Annotated in this window: 18 protein-coding genes; 4 read left to right on the top strand and 14 right to left on the bottom strand. The window is 66.6% G+C overall.

The annotated features are described in order from the left end of the window. Window positions 1-2: 2 nt before the first annotated feature. Window positions 3-782, bottom strand: a complete 780-nt coding sequence (locus U858_RS0127365) for an SDR family NAD(P)-dependent oxidoreductase (RefSeq protein WP_025140307.1) — start codon at window positions 780-782, stop codon at window positions 3-5. A 173-nt stretch (window positions 783-955) separates the two neighbouring features. Here U858_RS0127365 and U858_RS0127360 point away from each other — a divergent pair, with 173 nt between their 5' ends. From U858_RS0127360 to U858_RS0127345, 4 genes are all read left to right on the top strand, one after another. Then, the gene (locus tag U858_RS0127360) at window positions 956-1,354 is read left to right on the top strand and encodes a cupin domain-containing protein (protein WP_025140306.1); all 399 of its coding nucleotides are present in this window, start codon (window positions 956-958) and stop codon (window positions 1,352-1,354) included. Window positions 1,355-1,435: 81 nt separating this feature from the next. Beyond that, window positions 1,436-2,647, top strand: a complete 1,212-nt coding sequence (locus U858_RS0127355; RefSeq protein ID WP_025140305.1) for an ABC transporter substrate-binding protein — start codon at window positions 1,436-1,438, stop codon at window positions 2,645-2,647. Beyond that, window positions 2,644-3,408, top strand: coding sequence for an SDR family NAD(P)-dependent oxidoreductase (locus U858_RS0127350; protein WP_029954353.1), 765 nt, complete (start codon window positions 2,644-2,646; stop codon window positions 3,406-3,408). Before U858_RS0127355 ends, U858_RS0127350 begins: the two co-directional genes overlap by 4 nt. Window positions 3,409-3,422: 14 nt before the next feature. Then, complete coding sequence (locus U858_RS0127345; RefSeq protein WP_025140303.1) at window positions 3,423-4,259, top strand: IclR family transcriptional regulator; 837 nt, start codon at window positions 3,423-3,425, stop codon at window positions 4,257-4,259. A 3-nt stretch (window positions 4,260-4,262) separates the two neighbouring features. Here the strand turns inward: U858_RS0127345 and ppa are convergent, their stop codons facing one another. The 13 genes from ppa to metE form a co-directional block, all read right to left on the bottom strand. Next, on the bottom strand, window positions 4,263-4,793 hold the full coding sequence (ppa, locus tag U858_RS0127340; RefSeq protein ID WP_025140302.1) for an inorganic diphosphatase: 531 nt from the start codon (window positions 4,791-4,793) through the stop codon (window positions 4,263-4,265). A gap of 33 nt (window positions 4,794-4,826) precedes the next feature. Next, on the bottom strand, window positions 4,827-6,443 hold the full coding sequence (locus U858_RS0127335) for a heme biosynthesis HemY N-terminal domain-containing protein (protein WP_025140301.1): 1,617 nt from the start codon (window positions 6,441-6,443) through the stop codon (window positions 4,827-4,829). A 4-nt stretch (window positions 6,444-6,447) separates the two neighbouring features. Further along, the gene (locus U858_RS0127330) at window positions 6,448-7,638 is read right to left on the bottom strand and encodes a uroporphyrinogen-III C-methyltransferase (protein WP_025140300.1); all 1,191 of its coding nucleotides are present in this window, start codon (window positions 7,636-7,638) and stop codon (window positions 6,448-6,450) included. A 37-nt stretch (window positions 7,639-7,675) separates the two neighbouring features. Continuing rightward, window positions 7,676-8,491, bottom strand: coding sequence for a uroporphyrinogen-III synthase (locus U858_RS0127325; RefSeq protein ID WP_025140299.1), 816 nt, complete (start codon window positions 8,489-8,491; stop codon window positions 7,676-7,678). Further along, window positions 8,491-9,435: a hydroxymethylbilane synthase gene (hemC, locus tag U858_RS0127320; RefSeq protein WP_025140298.1), complete on the bottom strand. Its 945-nt coding sequence runs from the start codon at window positions 9,433-9,435 to the stop codon at window positions 8,491-8,493. The genes U858_RS0127325 and hemC overlap by 1 nt, the downstream gene beginning before the upstream one ends. A 9-nt stretch (window positions 9,436-9,444) precedes the next feature. Continuing rightward, the gene (locus U858_RS36420; RefSeq protein ID WP_006218348.1) at window positions 9,445-9,567 is read right to left on the bottom strand and encodes a hypothetical protein; all 123 of its coding nucleotides are present in this window, start codon (window positions 9,565-9,567) and stop codon (window positions 9,445-9,447) included. Beyond that, window positions 9,554-10,273 carry a TerC family protein gene (locus U858_RS0127310; protein ID WP_025140297.1) on the bottom strand — a complete coding sequence of 240 codons (720 nt, stop codon included), beginning with the start codon at window positions 10,271-10,273 and terminating at the stop codon, window positions 9,554-9,556. The genes U858_RS36420 and U858_RS0127310 overlap by 14 nt, the downstream gene beginning before the upstream one ends. 113 nt (window positions 10,274-10,386) lie before the next feature. After that, window positions 10,387-11,085 carry a TerC family protein gene (locus tag U858_RS0127305; RefSeq protein ID WP_025140296.1) on the bottom strand — a complete coding sequence of 233 codons (699 nt, stop codon included), beginning with the start codon at window positions 11,083-11,085 and terminating at the stop codon, window positions 10,387-10,389. A gap of 260 nt (window positions 11,086-11,345) precedes the next feature. Continuing rightward, a complete protein-coding gene (gene sucD, locus U858_RS0127300) occupies window positions 11,346-12,227 on the bottom strand; it encodes a succinate--CoA ligase subunit alpha (protein WP_025140295.1) in 882 nt (293 codons plus the stop codon). A gap of 22 nt (window positions 12,228-12,249) precedes the next feature. Beyond that, the gene (gene sucC / locus U858_RS0127295) at window positions 12,250-13,410 is read right to left on the bottom strand and encodes an ADP-forming succinate--CoA ligase subunit beta (protein WP_025140294.1); all 1,161 of its coding nucleotides are present in this window, start codon (window positions 13,408-13,410) and stop codon (window positions 12,250-12,252) included. 10 nt (window positions 13,411-13,420) lie between these two features. After that, window positions 13,421-14,023 (bottom strand): DUF2889 domain-containing protein, encoded by a 603-nt coding sequence (locus U858_RS0127290; RefSeq protein WP_025140293.1) that lies wholly within the window; start codon window positions 14,021-14,023, stop codon window positions 13,421-13,423. Window positions 14,024-14,168: 145 nt separating this feature from the next. After that, window positions 14,169-18,152 carry a Pls/PosA family non-ribosomal peptide synthetase gene (locus tag U858_RS0127285; RefSeq protein WP_025140292.1) on the bottom strand — a complete coding sequence of 1,328 codons (3,984 nt, stop codon included), beginning with the start codon at window positions 18,150-18,152 and terminating at the stop codon, window positions 14,169-14,171. A 210-nt stretch (window positions 18,153-18,362) separates the two neighbouring features. Further along, window positions 18,363-20,663 (bottom strand): 5-methyltetrahydropteroyltriglutamate--homocysteine S-methyltransferase, encoded by a 2,301-nt coding sequence (gene metE / locus U858_RS0127280; RefSeq protein WP_025140291.1) that lies wholly within the window; start codon window positions 20,661-20,663, stop codon window positions 18,363-18,365. Window positions 20,664-20,716: the final 53 nt, after the last annotated feature.

Here is a 20,716-nt window from a genome sequence, read left to right as displayed (position 1 = left end):
TCCTACATGCGGGCCAACAGGCCGCCGTCAATCGCCAGCACATGGCCGTTGACGAAGGACGCGCCCGGCGAGGCCAGGTAGACCACGGCCGGCGCGATGTCTTCCGGCGCGGCCCAGCGCCCGGTCGGCACGGCGGTCGCCAGGAACGACTGGAACTGCGGATTGTCCTGCAGCCCCTGCGTGAAATCGGTGCGCACGAAGCCTGGCGCCAACGCGTTGCAGGTGATGCCGCTGGCGCCATATTCCACGGCCAGCGCACGGGTGAAGGCGGCAATGGCGCCCTTGGCGGTGGCGTAGGCGGCGATGTTGGGCATGGTGGCCTGCCCGGCCACGGACGACATCAGCACGATGCGGCCGAAGCCGCGGGCGGCCATGGCGGGCAGCACCGCCCGGGCGCAGTGAAACGCGCCATTGACGTGGACGTTCTGCAAGGCCTGCCATTCGGCGGGCGTCATCTCGACCACCGGCTTGCGGTTCTGGTTGCCGGCGTTGCTGACCAGCACGTCGATCTGCACGCCATCCGCTTCCAGCTGGGCGACCGCCTGGGCCACGGCGGCGCCGTCGGCCACGTCGAACACCGCGCTGCGCGCGGTGATGCCCGCCTGCGCCAATTGCGCGCAAGCCGCATCGCAGGCCGCCTGCGACAGGTCGTTGATCACCACATGGGCGCCTGCCCGGCCCAAGCCGGCTGCAATAGCGTAGCCCAATCCGCGCGCGGCCCCCGTCACCAGCGCGGTGCGCCCGGCCAGCCCGAAGGTCTGGCCCAGATAGTCCTGATTCAAGCTTGTCTCCTTGTCTTATATGCACCGGATCTCTGGGTCCGGCCTGTGCCCTCGCCGTTCTGTTTGGTTCAAAACGACGTTGACATTAATCTCAATATACGCGACTATTTGTAAACACTCAATAACAAGATTCTTCGTTTATCTTCCATAACGAGTTCTGGCTAGGAGACATCATGGCCCTCGAAACCCCCGGCTGCCCCGCAGCCAATGCGCTGCCGCCGCTGGCCTCGCGCTTTCTGAAAGTCGACGAATTGCCCTGGAAACCCACGCAGGTGGAAGGCATCGATATGAAGGTGCTGATGCAGGACAAGGAATCCGGCTTGTTGACCGCCCTGTTCCGCTGGCAGCCCGGCACCGAACTGCCGCTGCACGAGCATGTCGAGGTCGAACAGACCTACGTGCTGGAAGGCTCCATCGTCGACGCCGAAGGCGAAGTGCGCGCCGGCGACTACGTCTGGCGTCCGCGCGGCAACCAGCACGTGGCGCGCGCGCCGCAGGGTGCGCTGGTGCTGAGCTTCTTTCTCAAACCCAACCTGTTCATCGACGCCTTCGCCGGCCAGAAGCTGGAATAGGCGCCGCACCGGCCGCATCCGCGCGACCGTCCGGCACAGGGCGGCGCGCAACAAGACATAAAGCCCCCAAGGAGACAAACCATGAAGACCCGTTTCAAGCTTTGCCTGGCCGCCTGCGCGCTGGGCGCGGTTTCGCTGTCGGCCCACGCCCAGGTGTCGGACGACGTCGTCAAGATCGGCGTGCTGGGCGACCAGTCCGGCATGATGGCCGACCTGTCCGGCAAGTTCGGCGTCGAAGCCGTGAAGATGGCGGTCGAGGATTTCGGCGGCAGCGTGCTTGGCAAGCCCATCGAGGTGGTGTCCGCCGATCACCAGAACAAGGTGGACATCGGCGTGTCCATCGCGCGCCGCTGGTACGAGAACGAGAAGGTCGACCTGATCCTGGACGTGCCCAACTCCGCCATCGCCCTGGCGGTGCAGGACCTGACACGCCAGATGAAGCGCGTGGTGATCTTCACCAGCGCCGGCTCGGCTGACCTGACCGGCAAGGCCTGCTCGCCCAACGGCATCCACTGGACCTACGACACCTACGCCTACGCCACGGGCGTGGCCAACGGTGTCATGGAAGACGGCGGCAAGAGCTGGTTCTTCATCACGTCCGACTACGCTTTCGGCCATTCGCTGGAACGCGACGCCATGGCCGTGGTCAAGGCCAAGGGCGGCCAGGTGGTCGGCAGCGTGCGCCACCCCATCGCCAGCGCCGACTTCTCGTCGTTCCTGCTGCAGGCCCAGGCGTCCAAGGCCCAGGTGATCGGGCTGGCCAACGGCAGCGGCGACACCATCAACAGCATCAAGCAGGCGTTCGAGTTCGGCATCATGGGCAGCAAGCAGCGCGTGGCCGCCCTGTTCATGAGCATCGTCGACGTGCGCAGCGTCGGGCTGGAATACGCCCAGGGCCTGAACCTGGTCGAGCCGTTCTACTGGGACCAGGACGACAAGGCGCGCCAGTGGTCCGAGCGCTATTTCAAGCGCACCGGACGCATGCCGTCGATGGTGCAGGCCAGCAACTACAGCGCCACGATGCACTACCTGAACGCGGTCAAGGCAGCCGGCACCGATGCCTCCGAAGCCGTGCTCAAGAAGATGCATGACACGCCGATCAACGACTTCATGACCGACAACGGCCGCATCCGCGAAGACGGCCGCGTGATGCGCGACCTGTACCTGTTTCAGGTGAAAAAGCCGTCCGAGTCCAAGCGCGACTGGGACTACTACACGCTGGTGCGCAAGATTCCCGCCGAACAGGCCTTCCGTCCGCTGAACCAGGGCGGCTGCTCGCTGGTGAAGTCATGACGGACGGCGCTTCTGCACTGTTGGCCGGCAAGCGGGCCATCATCACGGGGGGCGCCAACCCCCGTGGCATCGGCGCCGCCATCGCCGCGCAGTTCCTCGCGCAAGGCGCCACCATCGCGGTGCTGGACTACGCCTATCCGGACGAGGCCGACGCGGCCTTGGCCGGCGGCCGCGTCAACCTGCATTGCGACGTGTCCAGCACGGCGTCGTGCGAACAGGCGGTCGCCCGGGCTGCGCAGGCGCTGGGCGGGGTCGACGTGCTGGTGAACAACGCGGGCATCGTCGCCGCCACCCGCATCTGGGACCTGGCCGAGGACGAATTCCGCCGCATGCTCGACGTGAACCTGACGGGCACGTACAACGTCACGCGCGCCGCCCTGCCCCGACTGCTGGAAAGCGACCGCCGCCCGGCCATCGTCAACCTGGGGTCCACCGCCGCACTGCGTGGCGGCGGGCTGCTGGGCGGCTCGCACTATGCCGCATCCAAAGGCGGCGTGATCAGTTTCACCAAGGCGCTGGCGCGCGAACTGGGCCCGCGCGGCGTGCGGGCCAACTGCGTGGCGCCGGGCATCATCGAAACGGACATGACGCTCGGCAAATTCGGCGAAAATTGGGAACAAGAACTCAAACAGGGCATTCCGCTGCAACGCTTCGGCTCACCCGTCGAAGTCGCGCAGGCCATTCTTTTCCTGGCCTCGGACCTGTCCTCCTACTCAACCGGCATCGTGGTCGACGTCAACGGCGGCTTCCACATTCACTAGGCGCGTCCGCAGCAATGAGCACTCCCGATCGCATGTTGTCCATCCTCGATCTATTCCGCGACGACACCACCGCCGCCTTCCAGGAGGACGTCATGGCGCATCTGGAGTGCTCGCGCGCCACCGCCTACCGCTATCTCAAGTCGCTGACCGAAAGCGGCCTCCTGGCGCCGACCGCGGGCGGCGCCTATGTGCTGGGCTCGCGCATCATCGAGCTTGACCGTCACCTGCGCCAGCACGATCCGCTGATGCGGGCGGCGCGCGAGGTCATGCGCGCCACCGGCGACGAGCTGCACGCCAACCTGATGCTGTGCAGCTATTACGGCGACAAGGTCATGTGCGTGGACCGCTACTGGACCGACCATTCGATCGAATCGAGCTACGCGCGCGGCCGGCCCTTTCCAATGTTCCGCGGCGCCACCGCCAAGCCCATTCTGGCCAACCTGCCGCCATACCAATTGCGCAACCTGATGCTGTGGCACGCGGCCGAAATCCGCGAAGCCGGCCTGGGGGAAGACTGGGATGCGTTTCGCGCCAACCTGAAGCGGCTGCGCACCGCTGGCGTATGCGTGTCGCACGGCGAGGTCGACCCCGGGCTGATGGGGATTGGTTCGGCCATCTTCAGCCCCGAGCAGAAAGTCGTCGGCAGCCTGGTGTTCATCGCGGCCGAAGCCCGTACCCCGCCCGACCGCCTGGCGCTGCTGCAAACGCGCATCCAGACGGCGGCGGCCGAGGTGTCGCAGAATCTCGTGGGCCCGCAAAACAACGGCGCAGCTGCGATCGGCATCATGCCGTCGCGGCCGCGCCGCCTGAAGACGCCGGCCGGGGCAAGCCCGGCGCGGCGCAAAGCCTGAGTATCAGGCCTTGTTGTAGCGTTCTGCGCTCTTGACGATTTCCTCGTGGGCGGCGTCGACGCCCTTCCAGCCCTTGACCTTGACCCACTTGCCCTTTTCCAGGTCTTTGTAGTGCTCAAAGAAGTGCTGGATGCGAGCGACGTCTTCGGTCGGCAGGTCTTCGTACGACTTGATGTTGCGGTACGGGGGGTACAGCTTTTCGATCGGCACGGCCAGCAGCTTGGCGTCACCGCCCGACTCGTCGTCCATTTCCAGCACGCCGATGGCGCGGCAGCGCACCACGGCGCCGATCTGGATGGGGAACGGGGTCAGCACCAGCACGTCGGCGGGGTCGCCGTCTTCGGACAGGGTCTGCGGGATGTAGCCGTAGTTGCACGGGTAGTGCATGGCCGTCAGCATGAAGCGGTCAACGAAAATCGCGCCCGTGTCCTTGTCGACCTCGTACTTCACCGGGTCGGCGTTCATGGGGATTTCGATGATGACGTTGAAGTCTTCCGGCAGCTTCTTGCCGGGGGACACGCGATCAAGACTCATGATTAAACCTTGTTGGTCTGAACTGAAAAGGGATCAAAGCGAACCGTCGTCCTTGAACGGCGGCTTGGTGGTCGGCACCGGCGCGGCAGGCGCGGCGGGCTTGGGCACCGCCGGCGCCGCGGGCGGCACTGGCGAGTAGCTGGGTACGGGGCTGTCGAAAGCCGCTGCCGGGATCGGGGCGCTGTCGAAATACTCGTCGAAGTCGGACGAGCCACCCGCCACGGGCGCGTCTTCCGGCGCCAGCGCACGGGCCTGCTGCTCCTTGCTTGCGCGCGCATCCGGATCCAGCACGTAGTCGGACGCGGACGCGGCCACGGCGGGAGGCAGCGCGGGGTAGTCGCCGCCGATGTCGGCATCGGCATCCGACAGGCCCACCGCATAACCGCCCTCGGCGTCGACGCGATAAGGATCCGAGCCGATGTCGGCGGCCGGCAGCGACGCGTCGGCGGCCAGCACCGGCAGCGCCATGCTGGCGGCCGTGGCCAGGCGCCAGTGGCGCACGGCGTCGGCCGGGCGATCCAGGCGGTCGTACAGGCTGCCCAGCAGCGCATGGGTCTGCGCATCGCTGCGGCGCGACAGGCTGCGCAGCAGATAGCGTTCGGCCTGGCCCCACAGCTGGCCGTTCAGGCACAGCATGCCCAGCGCGGTCAGCAGGTCGGGATCGGTCGGGCGCTGTTGCAGCCAGGTCTCGGCCTTGGCCAGCCGGCGTGACACTTGTTCGGCGTCGCAGCGGGCGTAGGCCGCCACCAGCGCGGGATTGAACTTCACGGCGATGGCGGCTTCGAGCACCTTGGCGGCCTCGTTGGCCTCGCCCGCCGCCTCGAACGCCGCGGCGCCAGCCAGCGCCACTTCGGGCAGCAGCCGCTCTTCGGCCTTCAGGTCTTTCCAGATGGCGCGCCAGGCATCGCTGGCAGCCTCGGCGCGCAGGCGCGCGGCGCCGGCGACGTCGATCAGGTGATCGCCTTCGGTGCGGGCCAGGGCATTGCGGCGCAGCAGGCCGCGGGCCAGCGTGAAGACCTGTTCATCGTGACCCAGGGCCGTATGCGCGCGCAGCAGCAGGCGCATGGTGTGCAGGTGGCGGGCGCCGCCGTCGGCCAGCGGCGACAGCACGGCCAGCGCGCGCTCGGCGCGACCCTGGTCCAGCAGCATGTCGGCCGACACCGTGGCGGTGGCTTCCACCAGGCCGGGGTCGGTGCCCGCTTGTTCCTGGGCGTTGGCCAGCAGACGGTCGCGGCGGTCGAATTCGCCCAGGCCATGCGCGGCGCGGGCAGCGGACAAGGCGGCCAGCACGCGGCGGGTCTGCACCTTGGTCTGCTCGAGCAATTTGGTCAGGTCTTTCTCGGCGTGCGAATAGCGGCCTTCAAGCAGGCCGATCCAGCCGCGCTCGAGCAGCTCGTGGTCGCGCGCCTGGGCGCGCTTGCCGCGCCACGCACGCACGCGGTCGGGAATGGCCAGCAGCCACGCCAGCAGACGCAGGCCGATGTACAGCACCACGAACGCCGCCACGATCAACAGGACCGCCAGCGTGAGCGACATGGAAATGCGCCACGGCCAGACCAGCAGCAGGACGTTGCCGGAATGGGAGCGCAGCACCACCGCCAGCGCAACGGCGATGACGGCAAGCAGCAGAGTCCAGAACCAGGTACGCATGGCCTTAGTCCTGGTCGGTGGTCTTGAAGCCGGCGGCGCGCAGGGCGGCGATGGCGTTCAGGCTGTCCGAGACGTCGGGCATGCGCACCGCGATGTCGGTCTGTGCCAGTTCGCGGGCCAGGGTCTGTGCCGCGACCGTGTCGGGAGAGCGGTTGTCGAAGTACTTGGCCAGCGTGGTGCCGACGTTGTCGAGTTCGCTCTTCCAGACGGCGGGCTGGCGCATCAGCATGGACAGCTGCACGGTGAGCAGGCGCTGGCGCAGCGTGGCGCGCACCTGGTCGGCCTGTTCGGGCGACAGCAGCAACGCAGCCGGTTCGTCGACGCGCTGGATGGTGATCAGGCCGCCCAGTTCGTGGGCCAGCGCGGAACCGGCGCGGCCGGGCCACGAGGCCACTTCGGCACGCCAGCGCTGCCACCAGGGCGCGTCGGCCGGCAGGCCGGCCTGCGGATCGATCGTCGGGGCCGGGGCCGCGGGACGGGCCTCGCTGGCCGGGGCGATGCCGGGGGCGGCAGCATCAGGCACCAGCAGGGGCGCCTTGCTGAGCAGCGCCGACAGGCGTTCGATACGGGCAGACTGCGCCGGGATGTCGACGGTGGACACGGCGCGCAGGCGATCCAGGTCGCCGTTGATGGCCTGTTGCAGGCTGGAGAAACGCGGACGGTCGGCGCGCGCCAGGCGCGATTGCGCGGTTTCCAGCGCAACGATGGCGTTGGACACGTTGCCGGCCAGGCGCAGTTGCTGGCTGCCGATGGTGAGCAGGCGTTCGACGTCGTTGGCCAGCAGTTCGTCGCTGGCGCTGTCGTTGAAGTTCTGCCAGGCCTGTTGCAGGGCGTTGTACTGGCTTTGGGTTTCGCGGACGGTGTCTTCCAGGTCGCCCAGGCGGCCGGCCTGGGCTTGGGCCAGCGCCAGCGCTTCGCGGGTGTCCTTGCGGGCCTGCGCGAGATCGGTCGTCAGCGTATCGAGGCGCGTGGCGACCTCGCGTCCGGCGGCGACGAACTGGGTACGTTGCTTCCACAGCGCAAAACCCAGGCCGACGGCCAGGAGGATGACGAGGATGAGCGCGGTGACCAATGGGCCACTGCCGCGCTTGGCCGGACGGGCCTTGACGGGATCGGCCGGGGCCGATGCGGGCGCGCTGGCACCCGGGGCGGCCGGGTGAACGGCCGGATCGGTAGCGGGAGTCTTGTCTGTCATGACGCGATTGTATTCGGTGTCCGTCCGATGCAACGAATCAAGCAGCAACAAAAGCCTGGAAAATCGACTCGTCGTTGGGCAAGCAGATTTTTACCATTGCTTGCGTAGCCTTGCCAGGCGCGGGTTGCGGCACGCGCCGTGCCAGCGAGGGGTGCGTCAGCACGAAGCCGCAGTCGGCCCACCACGGCGCCAATCCGGCCGCCTGCAGGGCGTCTCGCACGGCATCGGCGCCCTCGCCGCTGGTGATGAGCCAGCAGGGCGCCACACCGTCCGCGGCCCAGCGTTGCAGGGTGGCCAACTGGTTCGCATCCCAGTGCGCCGGACAGCGCTGGTAGGCCGCATGACGTGTCACGGCAACGCCATGCGCCTGCAATTGATCGCCCAGCCAGTCCCTGCCCTGGGTGCCGCGCACCAGCAGCACGCGCCGCGGCAGCTGCGGCAGGCCGCAAAGCACGTCCCAGAGGGCCTCGGAATCATGGCTGGCGGCGTGTTCGCCGGGATGCAGGACTGTTGTATTCGCGCCAAAACCGGGCAGCTCGAACAGTCCGGCCGCACTGGCGGGGCCCACGGTGGCCGCCGCGACATGCGCCGGCCAGGCTACCGCGCCGTCGGCCTGGCGCAACTGGTCCAGGTACTGCCGCGCCGCGTTGCTGCTGACGAACACGACCATGTCGTAGTCGGCCGGCCGGGGCAGGCTGGCAGCGGGGGCGGGCAAGGGATGGATTTCCAGCGCGGGCAGGATGAAGGCGGTCCAGCCGGCGGCGTGCAGCCGGCCGGCCAGGGCCTCGTTGCGGCCGGCAGGCCGCGTCAGGACAGCCACGCGCGGCGCTTGAGCGGCGGCGGCCTTGCCCATCAGTCGGGTTCGGCGTCTTGCAGCAGCTCGTCGAGAATGGCCTGTGCGCCGGCATCGAACAGCTCGGCGGCAACCGCCTCGCCGATCGCCTGCGCCTGGGCCAACGGGCCAGTGCGTTCGGCGTGCAGCATGCGCGTGCCATCGGGCGATGCCACCAGGCCCCGCAGGGTCAGGCTGTCGCCCGAGATTTCGGCATAGGCCGCCAGCGGCACCTGACAGGAACCGCCCAGGCGCCGCGACACGGCGCGTTCGGCCAGCGAGCACAAAGTGGCCTGCTCGTCATTGAGCGGGGCCAGCCAGGCGCGCAGGTCGTCGCGGTCGTCGCGGATCTCGATGGTCAGCGCGCCCTGCCCGGCAGCGGGCAGGCAATCGGCCGGATCGAGCAGGCAGCGGATGCGGTCGGTGAGGCCCAGCCGGTTCAAACCGGCGGCAGCCAGCACGATGGCGTCGTATTCGCCGCGGTCGAGCTTGCCCAGGCGGGTGTCCAGGTTGCCGCGCAGCGGCTTGACCACCAGTTGCGGATAACGCGCACGGATCTGGGACTCGCGGCGCAGGCTGGAGGTACCCACCACCGCACCGGCCGGCAGATCGGCCAGTGTGGCATAGCGGCTGGAGACGAAGGCGTCGCGCGGGTCCGCGCGGTCGAGCACGGCGCACAGTTCGAACGGCGCCAGCAGATCGACCGGCATGTCTTTCAGACAGTGCACGGCCAGATCGGCACGGCCGTCGAGCAACGCGTTTTCGAGTTCCTTGACGAACAAACCCTTGCCGCCCACCTTGGACAGCGTGCGGTCGAGGATCTGGTCGCCTCGGGTCGTCAGGGTGAGAAGTTCAACCGCGCACGCTGGGTACAGCGTGCGCAGCCGATCGCGCACATGCTCGGCTTGCCACAGGGCAAGCCGGCTGGCGCGGGTCGCAATGACCAGGCGTTGTGGCAGTGACACGAGGCGTCATCAAACGAAGTTGGAGACGATGACCGTCGCGACTACCCCGAGGATGGCCAGCACGAACAGGCCCTGCAACAGGCTCAGGCCCGATTCGGATTGCTGGGGATCGACGGATCTACGCAGACTCATGTGCTGATTCCTTGGAAGCGGTTTTGCGGCTTGCCAGCCACCGTCCAAGGACAACAACGAGCAAGGCGCCGATAATTTCAGCAGCGATTTTAACCGTAGTGGGCTGAACGCCGAATTGACGTTCGACAACCACATCGGTAATAAGCATGCCGCCCGCGATCCAGCCCAGCAGCGCCGCGCCAAACGTAACAACCAGCGGGTACTTGTCGATCAGCTTCAAAACCAGCGTGCTGCCCCAGATGATGATCGGCACACTGACGATCAGGCCGAAGGCAACCAGGCCGATCTGGTGGTCGGCGTGGGCATTCTGGGCCGCGCCGGCAATGGCGATGACGTTATCCAGGCTCATCACGAAGTCGGCGATGATGATGGTCTTGATGGCCGCGGCGATGGATGTCCCGCCCTTGACGTTGCCGTGCGCATCGTCCTCGGGAACCAGCAGCTTGACGCCGATCCACAGCAGCAGCAGGCCGCCCACGACCTTCAGGAAGGGAATCGACAACAGGGTCAGTGCGAAGGCGATCAGCACGACGCGCAGGATGATGGCGCCCGCGGTGCCCCACAGGATGCCCTGCATGCGTTGCTTGGGCTCCAGGTTGCGGCAGGCCAGCGCGATGACCACCGCGTTGTCGCCGCCGAGCAGGATGTCGATAAGGATGATCTGGAATACCGCTGCCCAACTCAGCGTCTGGAAAAACTCAAGCAATTTGAACCCCCGAAGGCATTTATCAAAAGAAAAGCCGGCCCCGTGCCGGCCGACCCGCCGCGTTGCGCACGCGGCGGGCCTATTCAAAACAACTTATTATTGTAGTTCAGCTTTCAGTCAGCTTTCTGGCGAATCAGCAAAACTTTACCGATCGCCAGGACCAGCATCGCGCCCAGTACCCCGGTCAGGAGCCCGAAGCTGTGCTGCGTCATGCCCAATGCCGCGTCGATGCGCGCCACCGGTTCTTGCAGGGCCGGATCACCCACCAGCAGTTCGCCGGCAATGAAGCCCAACAGCGCTGCCCCCACCCACACGATGAGCGGGAAGCGTTCGATGACCTTGAGCAGCAGCGTGCTGCCGAAAATCACCAGCGGAATGCTGATCGCCAGACCCAGCACCAGCAGGGTCGTGTCGCCCATTGCGGCCGCGGCGACCGCCACCACGTTGTCCAGGCTCATGACCAGGTCGGCAATCATGATAGTGCGGATTGCGGTCATCAGGTTGCCATGGGTCTTGCCATCGCCCTCTTCTTCGCCTTCGGGCAGCAGCAGCGTCACGCCGATGTACACCAGCAGCAGCGCGCCGATGAGCTTGAGCCACGGCAGCATCAGCAGCTTGGCGGCGACCAGCGTCAGTACGATACGCATGATGATCGCGGCGGCCGAGCCGATCACGATCGCTTTCTTTTGCTGCGCCGGGGGCAGCGACCTTGCGGCCAGCGCAATGACCACGGCGTTATCGCCCGACAGCAGAATGTTGACCCAAATGATCTGGAGCAACGCTAACCAGAATGCCGCTGAACTGAGTTCCATACCTCTCTTTCCTAGGACGTGATCCCCCTAGGACAAACCAAATGAATGGGTGAAAAAGACAAAAAGACGTACTGACCGTCTTGGTGCGAGCCCGACGGCATTCTTGCTGGGTACGTGCGGAATTTCTTTCATTATAGTTTCGTTCAGCTTTCCGTATGTTTCACCGGCCGCATCATGGACACGGGGTTTCCCTAGGAAACACCGCAAAACGAACGAAAAAAAGGCCCGCCAAGGCGGGCCTTTTTGCCATGCAACCGACTTTACAGCACCGACTTGAGCAGCTTGCCCATTTCGGAGGGGTTGCGCGTCGTGCGGATACCGCAAGCTTCCATGACTTCCAGCTTGGCGTCGGCCGTGTCGGCGCCACCGGAGATCAGGGCGCCAGCGTGGCCCATGCGCTTTCCGGGAGGAGCGGTGACACCAGCGATGAAGCCGACGACCGGCTTCTTCATGTTGTCCTTGGCCCACTCTGCGGCGTTGACTTCGTCCGGACCGCCGATTTCGCCGATCATGATGACGGCGTCGGTGTCGGGATCGTCATTGAACATGCGCAGGACGTCAACGTGCTTCAGGCCGTTGATGGGGTCGCCACCGATGCCGACGGCGCTGGATTGACCCAGGCCCAGCTCGGTGACTTGCGCCACGGCTTCGTACGTCAGGGTGCCCGAACGGCTGACGATGCCGATGCGGCCCTTGCGGTGGATGTGACCGGGCATGATGCCGATCTTGATTTCGTCGGGGGTGATCAGGCCGGGGCAGTTCGGGCCCAGCAGCAGCGTCTTGCTGCCCTTGGCCTTCATGCGGTTCTTGACTTCCAGCATGTCACGGACGGGGATGCCTTCGGTGATGCAGATCACCAGATCCAGTTCGGCCTCGACGGCTTCCCAGATGGCGGCGGCGGCGCCGGCCGGCGGCACGTAGATGACGGACACGGTCGCGCCGGTGTCGGCCTTGGCGTCTTTCACCGAAGCGAAAATCGGCACGCCTTCGAAGTCTTCACCCGCCTTCTTGGGGTTCACGCCGGCCACGAAAGCGGCCTTGCCATTGGCGTACTCACGGCACATACGGGTGTGGAACTGGCCCGTCTTGCCCGTGATGCCCTGGGTGATGACCTTGGTGTCCTTGTTGATCAGAATCGACATTTGTGAATCCTTGGGTTTTGCTTTACTTGACGGCGGCTACGACGCGGGTGGCGGCTTCGGCCATCGTGTCGGCGCTGATGATCGGCAGACCGGAGTCGGCCAGCATCTTCTTGCCGAGTTCTTCGTTGGTGCCCTTCATGCGGACGACCAGCGGCACGTTCAGGTTGACGGCCTTGCAAGCCGCGATCACGCCTTCGGCGATGACGTCGCAGCGCATGATGCCGCCGAAGATGTTGACCAGGATGGCCTTCACGCTCTTGTTCTTGAGCATGATCTTGAAGGCTTCCGTGACCTTCTCGGCCGTAGCGCCGCCGCCGACGTCCAGGAAGTTGGCCGGCTCGCCGCCGAACAGCTTGATGGTGTCCATCGTGGCCATGGCCAGACCGGCGCCGTTCACCAGGCAGCCGATGTTGCCGTCGAGCTGAATGTAGGCCAGGTCGAACTTGCTGGCTTCGATTTCAGCGGGATCTTCTTCGTCCAGGTCGCGGTAGGCGACGATTTCCGGGTGGCGGAACAGGGCGTTGGGGTCGAAGTTGAACTTGGCGTCCAGGGCGATGATGTTGCCCTTGCTGTCGCGGTTCAGCGGGTTGATTTCAACCAGCGAGGCGTCGGTGTCCATGTAGCACGTGTAGAGCTTCTGGAACACGTCAACGGCCTGGGCGGTCGAGTCGGCGGGCAGGCCGATCGCGTTGGCGATCTTGGTGGCTTGCTCGGCGGACAGGCCGGTCAGCGGGTCGATGTATTCGGTGATGATCTTTTCGGGGGTGGAGTGAGCCACTTCCTCGATGTCCATGCCGCCTTCGCTGGAGGCGATGAAGGCGACCTTCTGCGTGGCGCGGTCAGTGACCAGCGACACGTAGTATTCCTTCTGGATGTCGGCGCCGTCTTCGATGTACAGGCGACGGACCTTCTGGCCTTCCGGGCCGGTCTGGTGCGTGATCAGCTGCATGCCCAGGATTTCCGAGGCCAGCTTGCGCACGTCGTCGAGCGAGCGCGCCAGCTTGACGCCGCCGCCCTTGCCGCGGCCGCCCGCGTGGATTTGTGCCTTGACGACCCAAACCGGTCCACCCAGCTTTTCAGCGGCAGCCACGGCCTCGTCGACGGAAAGTGCGGGGATCCCGCGCGGCACGGGGACGCCAAATTGCTTCAGCAGTTCCTTGCCTTGATACTCGTGGATTTTCATGTGTTACCTGTCAGGACGTATGAGAAAGAGAAGGTGAATCGGAGGTCGAATCGGCCGATGCCTCAGCGCTGCCCCCGGTGTACCACTTGGGATAGTGCTCAGCCACCACCGGGCCGCCAGTGCTCAAGGCATGGCAGCCGTCCAGTTGAAATGGACGCCGGTTCGGGTTGCTTTCCTGCCGCCGGCGGTTGGCCATGGTCTGGACCGCCGCGGTGGGAAGCACCTGCGACAGCTCGGTCATGTGCGTACAGCCTTCGACATGGCCGAACCGCTCCTTGACCTGGCGGCGGAACCCCTTGAGCAGGTTCATGCCGATCAGATCGTTGTATGCGGGTTCGATGGCCATGCAATGCTCGCCATAGGGAGCGGCATCATAGACGGCCTGCGCGGCGACGATAGTGAAATCGCCGTCGATGGTGATGCGCAGGTGCATATGGTGGATGGGTTGCCCCGCCTTGAACATTTCGCCGTCGCGCTTGGGAAAATCGTACGCCTTGACGTCGATGAGCTCGGCTTCCAGGTCCCAGTTGCCGTCATCGCGCGCATACGACTGCACACGTATCGAACGCGTGTGCAGCGGCTGGCGAGGACAATCCGGCGGTGGCAAGGGCATGCTTGGGGCCTGCGGGGCGAAAAGGGCCGGGCAAAGAATGGTGCGCGGCAACAAAACCTTCAAAGTATAGCGCAGCCCGCCCTGCCCCAACCGTCTTGATGCGCGCCGCGCGGCCCTGGCGCCAGCCCCGCGGCCGCCAGGCGCATCAGCGCCGCGTCCACGGGGTGGCCGGACTGCCCATCCAGGCCTGGCCGGCGGGAATGCTTTCGCCCTTGAGCACCAGCGTCAGCGGCCCCAGACGGGCACCCTCCTCGACCCGGGTGTCGTACAGGATCGTGGTGCGCGGACCGACATTGACGCCGTTGCCGATGCGAACCGGCCCGATTTTCATGACCCGGTCTTCGAACAGGTGGGTCTGCGGCCCCGACCAGGCGTGCAGCACGGCATCGTCCCCAATAAATACGCAGTCGTACTCGGTGACGTCGGTGGTGTCCATGAACACCCGCTTGCCGATCTTGGCGCCCATGCAGCGCAGCGCCAGCGGCAGCCAGGGCGTGGCCCGCAGGAAATTGAAGAAGTTGGGCACCGCGATGGACTCGTACAGGCTGGTGACAGCTTCGCTCTTCCACACGAACGGCGTCCACATCGGCTCGGCGCGCGGCCGGTAGCGGCCGATCAGCAGCCATTTGAGCAGCACCAGGAACAGGAAGGTGCCCACGCCGTACAGCACGCCGGCCAGCATCAGCTCATCGAAGGCAGCCAGAAAGCCGTCGCGCACGGCGATGGGAATGACCTTCATGACCGTCAGATAGCCCACGGCGATCACGACGGCCAGCGGCAAGATCATGCGCATGCCCTCGACCGCGCCGCGCGCCACCTTGCGGCCCAGGCTGGGGCGGAAGGTCAGGTGCTCGGGGAAACCGGCGGTCTGTTCGCGCGCCGGCAAGGCCAGCGGCGGATTGCCCAGCCAGGTCTGGCCGCTGGCCATTCGGGCGTTGGCGGGGGCGCGGCTCTGCACGCCGATCAGCACGTCGTCCGGCAGCACCGAGCCGTCCGGCACGTAGGCGCCGTTGCCAACGAAGCTGCGGTTGCCGATGACGGTGGGCCGCATGGTCATCCAGCCACGGTCGATTTCCTCGTCGCCCAGCATCACGCCGTCGGCAATGAAGCTGTCGCGGCCCAGGGTCAGCATGTCGGGCACGATGCCCATCGCGGTGGAAATCTCGGTGCCCCGCCCGACCTTGGCGCCCAGCAGCCGGTACCAGGTGCCGGCGTAGATGGAGGCATACAGACCGTGCAGCACGCTCAGGCTGGATTCCTGGATCTGGTTGGTCAGCCAGCGCCGCAGGTAGATCTGGCCGTAGACGGGCCAACGCCCACCCGTCAGGCGCGGCAGCAACGCCCAACGCAGCATGGCCGAGACCAGCACGGTCAGGAACAGCAGCAAGGCGCTGGCAGGCAAGGCCAGCAGCAGGTAGGCCAGGAACGCGTTGGGCCACCAGACACGCGAGCCCATCAGGTCGAGCCAGCGCGCGTCGATCCAGTCGATCAAGACGAAACTGGGGAACACCGGCATGAAGAACAGCGCGGCGATCAGCGTGCCGCCGCCGGCATAGGCCAGCACATCCAGCCGGGCCCAACGGCCTTCGCGCACCGGACGCGGCGGCAGTTCGGGGGCACGGGCCTGCGGATCGTGGCGGGCCGGCGCGCCGGTCCAGATCTGGCCGGCGGGAATGCGCGAACCGGCTGGCAAGGACGACAGGCCTTCCAGGCGCGCGCCCGCTTCCATCGCGACGTTGCCCTGCACCACCGCATACGAGCCGATATAGGCGTTGTCGGCCAGGACGATCGGGGCGACCTCCCAGTGCGCGCCGCGCACTTCGAAGTTTTCCAGGTTGACCGCCGCGCCGATGCTGGCGCCGTCGCCCACGGTCAGCAGGTCGGGCGCGCGCACGGAAATGCGGCTGATGGCGGTGTCGCGGCCGATGCGCGCGCCCAACGCCCGCAGGTACCAGGCCTGCAACGGCGACCCGGCCAGCAGATGCGCGGGCGGGATGTCCAGCACGCGGTCGACCAGCCACCACCGGTAGAAGGTCCAGCCATACAGCGGATAGCGGCCCGGCTTGAGCCGGCCCAGGATGCCCCACTTGCACACCACCGCCACGCCGAAGCTCAGCAGGTTGCAGGCCAGGTAGCTGGCAATGGACAGCGCCACGGCGCCCCAGACCGAATCGCCTTCGTCGCCGGTGAAGTAGTGATAGGTGAAGAACGGCGTCAGCCAGATCAGCATGCGCACGCCGATCAAGAGCGGCAGCACGGCCAACTGCGCCAGGCCGCAGGCCCAGCGACGCCATTCGGGCGCACGCTCTGGCGCTGCGCCCTCGCCTGTGGCGCCAGCATCGGTCGGCACCACCGCCGCCTCGTCCGCCAGCGTGTCCAGCCGGGCCGCCAGCGCCCCCAGCACCGAATGCTGGTAGAGCTCGTGCATGGTCAGCGCGGAGAATTGCGGATGCTTGCGCAGCGACGACACCAGCCGCGCGGCCAGCAGCGAATGGCCGCCCAGGTCGCGGAAGAAGTCGCTGGCCAGGCGCAACGGCTGGCCCGGAAACAGCGGTCGCAATGCCTCGAACAGCGCGTGTTCGCCGGCCGATGCCGGGATGTCGTCTTCGCCGCTGGGTTCGGAAGCCGTGGCCAGTTCGCGCGCCTTGAGCGCCTTGCGGTCGATCTTGCCCGAGGTCAGCCGCGGCACCTCGGCCACCAGCTCGAAGCGGGCGGGAATCATGTAGGCCGGCAACTCGGCAGCCAGCGCCGCGCGCAGCGCGTGGGGGTCGAGCCGGGCGTCGCCCTCGGGCGTCAGGAATGCCACCAGCTGGTCGATACCGGCCAGATCGCGCAGCACCACGGCGGCGGCGCCCACACCGGCCTGGCGGTACAGGGCCGCCTCGATCTCGCCCAGTTCGACCCGAAAGCCGCGCACCTTGACCTGGTCGTCGCTGCGGCCCAGGCACTGGATCTGGCCGTTTTCGTCGATGCGGGCCAGGTCGCCGCTGCGGTACATGCGGGTGTCGTGCTCGCCCGTGGGGCGCGGGTTGGCCAGGAACTTCTCGGCCGTCAGTTCGGGGCGCCCCAGGTAGCCGCCGGCTACGCCGGGGCCGGTGATACAGAGTTCGCCGGTCTGCCCTTGCGGCAGCACCGCGCCGTCTTCACCGCGGATCAGCATGCCGTAGTTGGGCAGCGGCGTGCCGATGGTGACGGGCTGGCCGGGCAGCAGTTCGGCCAGGCTGGCCGACACGGTGGTTTCGGTGGGGCCGTAGGTATTGAACAGCCGCCGGCCCGGCGTGGCCCAGCGCTGCACCAGGAATTCCGGGCACATCTCGCCGCCCAGGTTGACGATGCGCAGGCCCGGCACGTCGCGACCGAACAGCGCCAACAGCGTCGGCACCGCATGCAGCACCGTCACGCCTTCGCGCACCAGGGCCTCGGGCAGCGCCTCGGGGTCGGTGGTCAGCATCTTGGGGGCCACCCAGAGGGTCGCGCCGACCAGGTAGCTGATCCAGATTTCCTCGAACGACATGTCGAAGGCGACCGAAAAGCCCTGGTACACCTTGTCGCCCAGGCGCACGCCCAGCACTTCGTTTTCGCTGCGCAGGAAGTGGCAGATGCTGGCCTGGCTGATGGGCACGCCCTTGGGCTTGCCGGTGGACCCCGAGGTGTAGATGACGTAGGCCGGGTGTTCGGGCAGCAGCCCCTCGCGCCGGCGCAGCGGCGCGTCGACCGGCTCGGACAACTGCCAGGTGGTCCAGGTGAGCATGCCGTCCAGCCGCACGTCGCCACCGGCGATCAGGCCGCGCGAACCCGCGTCCTGCAGGCAGACCAGCATGCGGTCGGCGGGCGTATCGGATTCGAACGGCAGCCAGGCGGCGCCCGCCTTGGCGATGGCCGCCTGCATGACCAGCAGGTCATCGCCGCGCGGCAGGCACAGGCCGACGATGTCGCCGGGCCGCACGCCCGCCTCGATCAGGTGGTGCGCGGCCAGGTCGGCGCGACGCCCCAGCGTGTCGTAGGTCAGTGATTGATCCAGCCATTGGATGGCGACAGCGGCGGGATGCCGCAGGATCGTGGCTTCCAGAATATCGGGCAACGTTTCCGCGGCAAGCAGATCCGGCCGATAAGGGCCTTGGAGAATCATAGGTACGGCAACAATCCGGTGAGTAGGATTTTTGCTTATTGACCCACAAGGCGCGGTTTCGTTCAAGCGGTGGCCCAAAAAAAACCCCTGATTTGTGCGTGAGGTGCACAAACCAGGGGGCCCGGCAGTCCGGGCGCGAACCTGCCCAGCGGATCAGGCCGCAGCCCGATCGGCCGCGCGCTTCTTATGAGGCGTGATTCTGCGGCGTGGTTATGCGGCGTTGCGCAGCGTGCGGGCCGCTTGCACCATGCCGATCAGGGCGGCTTCGGTTTCAGGCCAGGCGCGCGTCTTCAGGCCGCAGTCCGGGTTGACCCACAGGCGTTCCTTGGGCAGGCGGGCGGCGGCTTTTTCCATCAGGGCGACCATCCAGTCCACGTCGGGCACGTTGGGCGAGTGGATGTCGTAGACGCCCGGACCGATGTCGTTCGGATAACGGAAGTCTTCGAACGCCTTGAGCAGTTCCATGTTGGAGCGCGACGTTTCGATCGTGATCACATCGGCGTCCATGGCTGCGATGGATTCGATGATGTCGTTGAACTCCGAATAGCACATGTGGGTGTGGATCTGCGTCTCGTCGCGCACGCCGGCGGTCGACAGGCGGAAGCAATCCACGGCCCAGTCCAGGTACGCCTGCCAGTCGGCGCGGCGCAGCGGCAGGCCTTCGCGAATGGCCGGCTCGTCGATCTGGATGACGCTGATGCCGGCCGCTTCCAGGTCTACCACTTCGTCGCGCAGGGCCAGCGCCAGCTGGCGGCAGGTCTGTTCGCGCGGCTGGTCGTCACGCACGAACGACCACTGCAGGATGGTGACCGGGCCGGTCAGCATGCCCTTGACCGGCTTGTCGGTCAGCGACTGCGCGTAAGACGACCAGCCCACCGTCATCGGCGCGGGGCGGGCCACGTCGCCGAAAATGATCGGCGGCTTGACGCAACGCGAGCCGTAGCTCTGCACCCAGCCGTTCTTGGTGAAGGCAAAACCGGCCAGCAGCTCGCCGAAGTATTCCACCATGTCGTTGCGCTCGGGTTCGCCGTGCACCAGGACGTCCAGGCCCACCTTTTCCTGGAAGCGGATCACTTCCTCGATTTCCTTGCGAATGGCGGTCTCGTAGGCCGAGTCCGTCAGCGCGCCCGACTTCCAGTCGCGACGCAGCGCGCGGATTTCGGCGGTCTGCGGGAACGATCCGATCGTGGTGGTCGGGTAGGCGGGCAGACCCAGCTCTTCCTGTTGGCGAGCGATACGGCCAGCAAACGGCGCGCGGTCGCGCGACACGCTGGCCGAGACGGCCATGCGCTGGGCCACGGCCGGGTTGTGGATGCGGGCCGACGAACGGCGAGCCGCCAGCGCGGCGCGCTGCCTGGCCAGGCCTTCCTGCACCGACGGTTCCGTGGCGCTGTCCAGGGCGCGGCCTAACAGGCTCAGTTCTTCCAGTTTCTGCGCGGCGAACGACAGCCAGCTCTTGAGCTCGGCGTCCAGTTCGGTTTCGTTGGCCAGGTCCACCGGCACATGCAGCAGCGAGCACGACGGCGCCAGCCACAGGCGTTCGCCCAGTTGTTGCTTGACCGGCGCCAGCGTGGCGATCGCCGCGTCCAGGTCAGTGCGCCAGATGTTACGGCCATTGATCACCCCGGCGGACAGCACCTTGTCGGCGCCCAGGCCGGCCACCACATCGGCGAGTTGTTCCGGCGCGCGGACCAGGTCGACGTGCAGGCCGGCGACCGGCAGGCCCAGCGTCGTGGCAAGGTTGTCCTTCAGGCCGTCGAAGTACGTGGCAATCAGCAGTTTCACCGGGCTGGCCGACAGCGTGGCGTATACCTGCTTGAAGGCGTCGCGCCAGGCTTGCGGCAGGTCCAGCGCCAGGATCGGCTCGTCGATCTGCACCCATTCCACGCCGCCCAGCTTGGCAAAACGCGCCAGCACGTCTTCGTACACCGGCACCAGGTTGGCCAGCAATTGCAGCTTGGCCGGATCGGCGGCGCCCGCGGCGAACGCGTCGCCCTTGCCCTGGAACAGCCAGGTCAGCGGACCCGGAATGACCGGCTTGACGGCATAGCCTTGCGCCTGGGCTTCCTGCACCTGCTCGAACAGCGATTCGCGCGCGATGCGGAAGGTCTGGCCGGGAACGAGTTCCGGCACGATGTAGTGATAGTTGGTGTCGAACCACTTGGTCATTTCGCAGGCGGCGGCGGGCTTGCCCGACGGCGCACGGCCACGGCCCATGCGGAACAAGGTGTCCAGCGACACCGGTTCATTGTCTTTCTGGCCGAAGCGCGCGGGCACGGCGCCCAGCAGGGTGGTCCATTCCAGGATCTGGTCGTACCAGGCGAAATCGCCCACCGGCACGAACTTCAAGCCAGCGGCGGCCTGCAGCTTCCAGTGCTGGGCACGCAGGTCACGGCCCGTCTGCTCCAGCGCTTCGGCGGTCTGCTTGCCGGCCCAGTAGGCTTCGACAGCGCGCTTCAACTCGCGGTGGGCCCCGATGCGGGGAAACCCCAAATTATGAATCGTAGTCATGGCTATCCCGTTGTTCGACAAAATCTGTTCATGTGAAGGCTATTCTGCCGCCA

The sequence above is a fragment of the Achromobacter sp. DH1f genome, from assembly GCF_000633435.1.
Classification (GTDB): domain Bacteria; phylum Pseudomonadota; class Gammaproteobacteria; order Burkholderiales; family Burkholderiaceae_B; genus Achromobacter; species Achromobacter deleyi.
Note: the sequence above shows the minus strand (reverse complement) of the source record. Positions and strands in the feature narration are given on the sequence as shown.

Bases quoted from the DNA above. Each gene is read 5' to 3' on its own strand.
- U858_RS0127360 (WP_025140306.1), top strand. From the start codon at position 956: ATGGCCCTCGAAACCCCCGGCTGCCCCGCAGCCAATGCGCTGCCGCCG.
- U858_RS0127355 (WP_025140305.1), top strand. From the start codon at position 1,436: ATGAAGACCCGTTTCAAGCTTTGCCTGGCCGCCTGCGCGCTGGGCGCG.
- U858_RS0127350 (WP_029954353.1), top strand. From the start codon at position 2,644: ATGACGGACGGCGCTTCTGCACTGTTGGCCGGCAAGCGGGCCATCATC.
- U858_RS0127345 (WP_025140303.1), top strand. From the start codon at position 3,423: ATGAGCACTCCCGATCGCATGTTGTCCATCCTCGATCTATTCCGCGAC.
- ppa (WP_025140302.1), bottom strand. From the start codon at position 4,793: ATGAGTCTTGATCGCGTGTCCCCCGGCAAGAAGCTGCCGGAAGACTTC.
- U858_RS0127335 (WP_025140301.1), bottom strand. From the start codon at position 6,443: ATGCGTACCTGGTTCTGGACTCTGCTGCTTGCCGTCATCGCCGTTGCG.
- U858_RS0127330 (WP_025140300.1), bottom strand. From the start codon at position 7,638: ATGACAGACAAGACTCCCGCTACCGATCCGGCCGTTCACCCGGCCGCC.
- U858_RS0127325 (WP_025140299.1), bottom strand. From the start codon at position 8,491: ATGGGCAAGGCCGCCGCCGCTCAAGCGCCGCGCGTGGCTGTCCTGACG.
- U858_RS36420 (WP_006218348.1), bottom strand. From the start codon at position 9,567: ATGAGTCTGCGTAGATCCGTCGATCCCCAGCAATCCGAATCGGGCCTG.
- U858_RS0127305 (WP_025140296.1), bottom strand. From the start codon at position 11,085: ATGGAACTCAGTTCAGCGGCATTCTGGTTAGCGTTGCTCCAGATCATT.
- sucD (WP_025140295.1), bottom strand. From the start codon at position 12,227: ATGTCGATTCTGATCAACAAGGACACCAAGGTCATCACCCAGGGCATC.
- sucC (WP_025140294.1), bottom strand. From the start codon at position 13,410: ATGAAAATCCACGAGTATCAAGGCAAGGAACTGCTGAAGCAATTTGGC.
- U858_RS0127290 (WP_025140293.1), bottom strand. From the start codon at position 14,023: ATGCCCTTGCCACCGCCGGATTGTCCTCGCCAGCCGCTGCACACGCGT.
- U858_RS0127285 (WP_025140292.1), bottom strand. From the start codon at position 18,152: ATGATTCTCCAAGGCCCTTATCGGCCGGATCTGCTTGCCGCGGAAACG.
- metE (WP_025140291.1), bottom strand. From the start codon at position 20,663: ATGACTACGATTCATAATTTGGGGTTTCCCCGCATCGGGGCCCACCGC.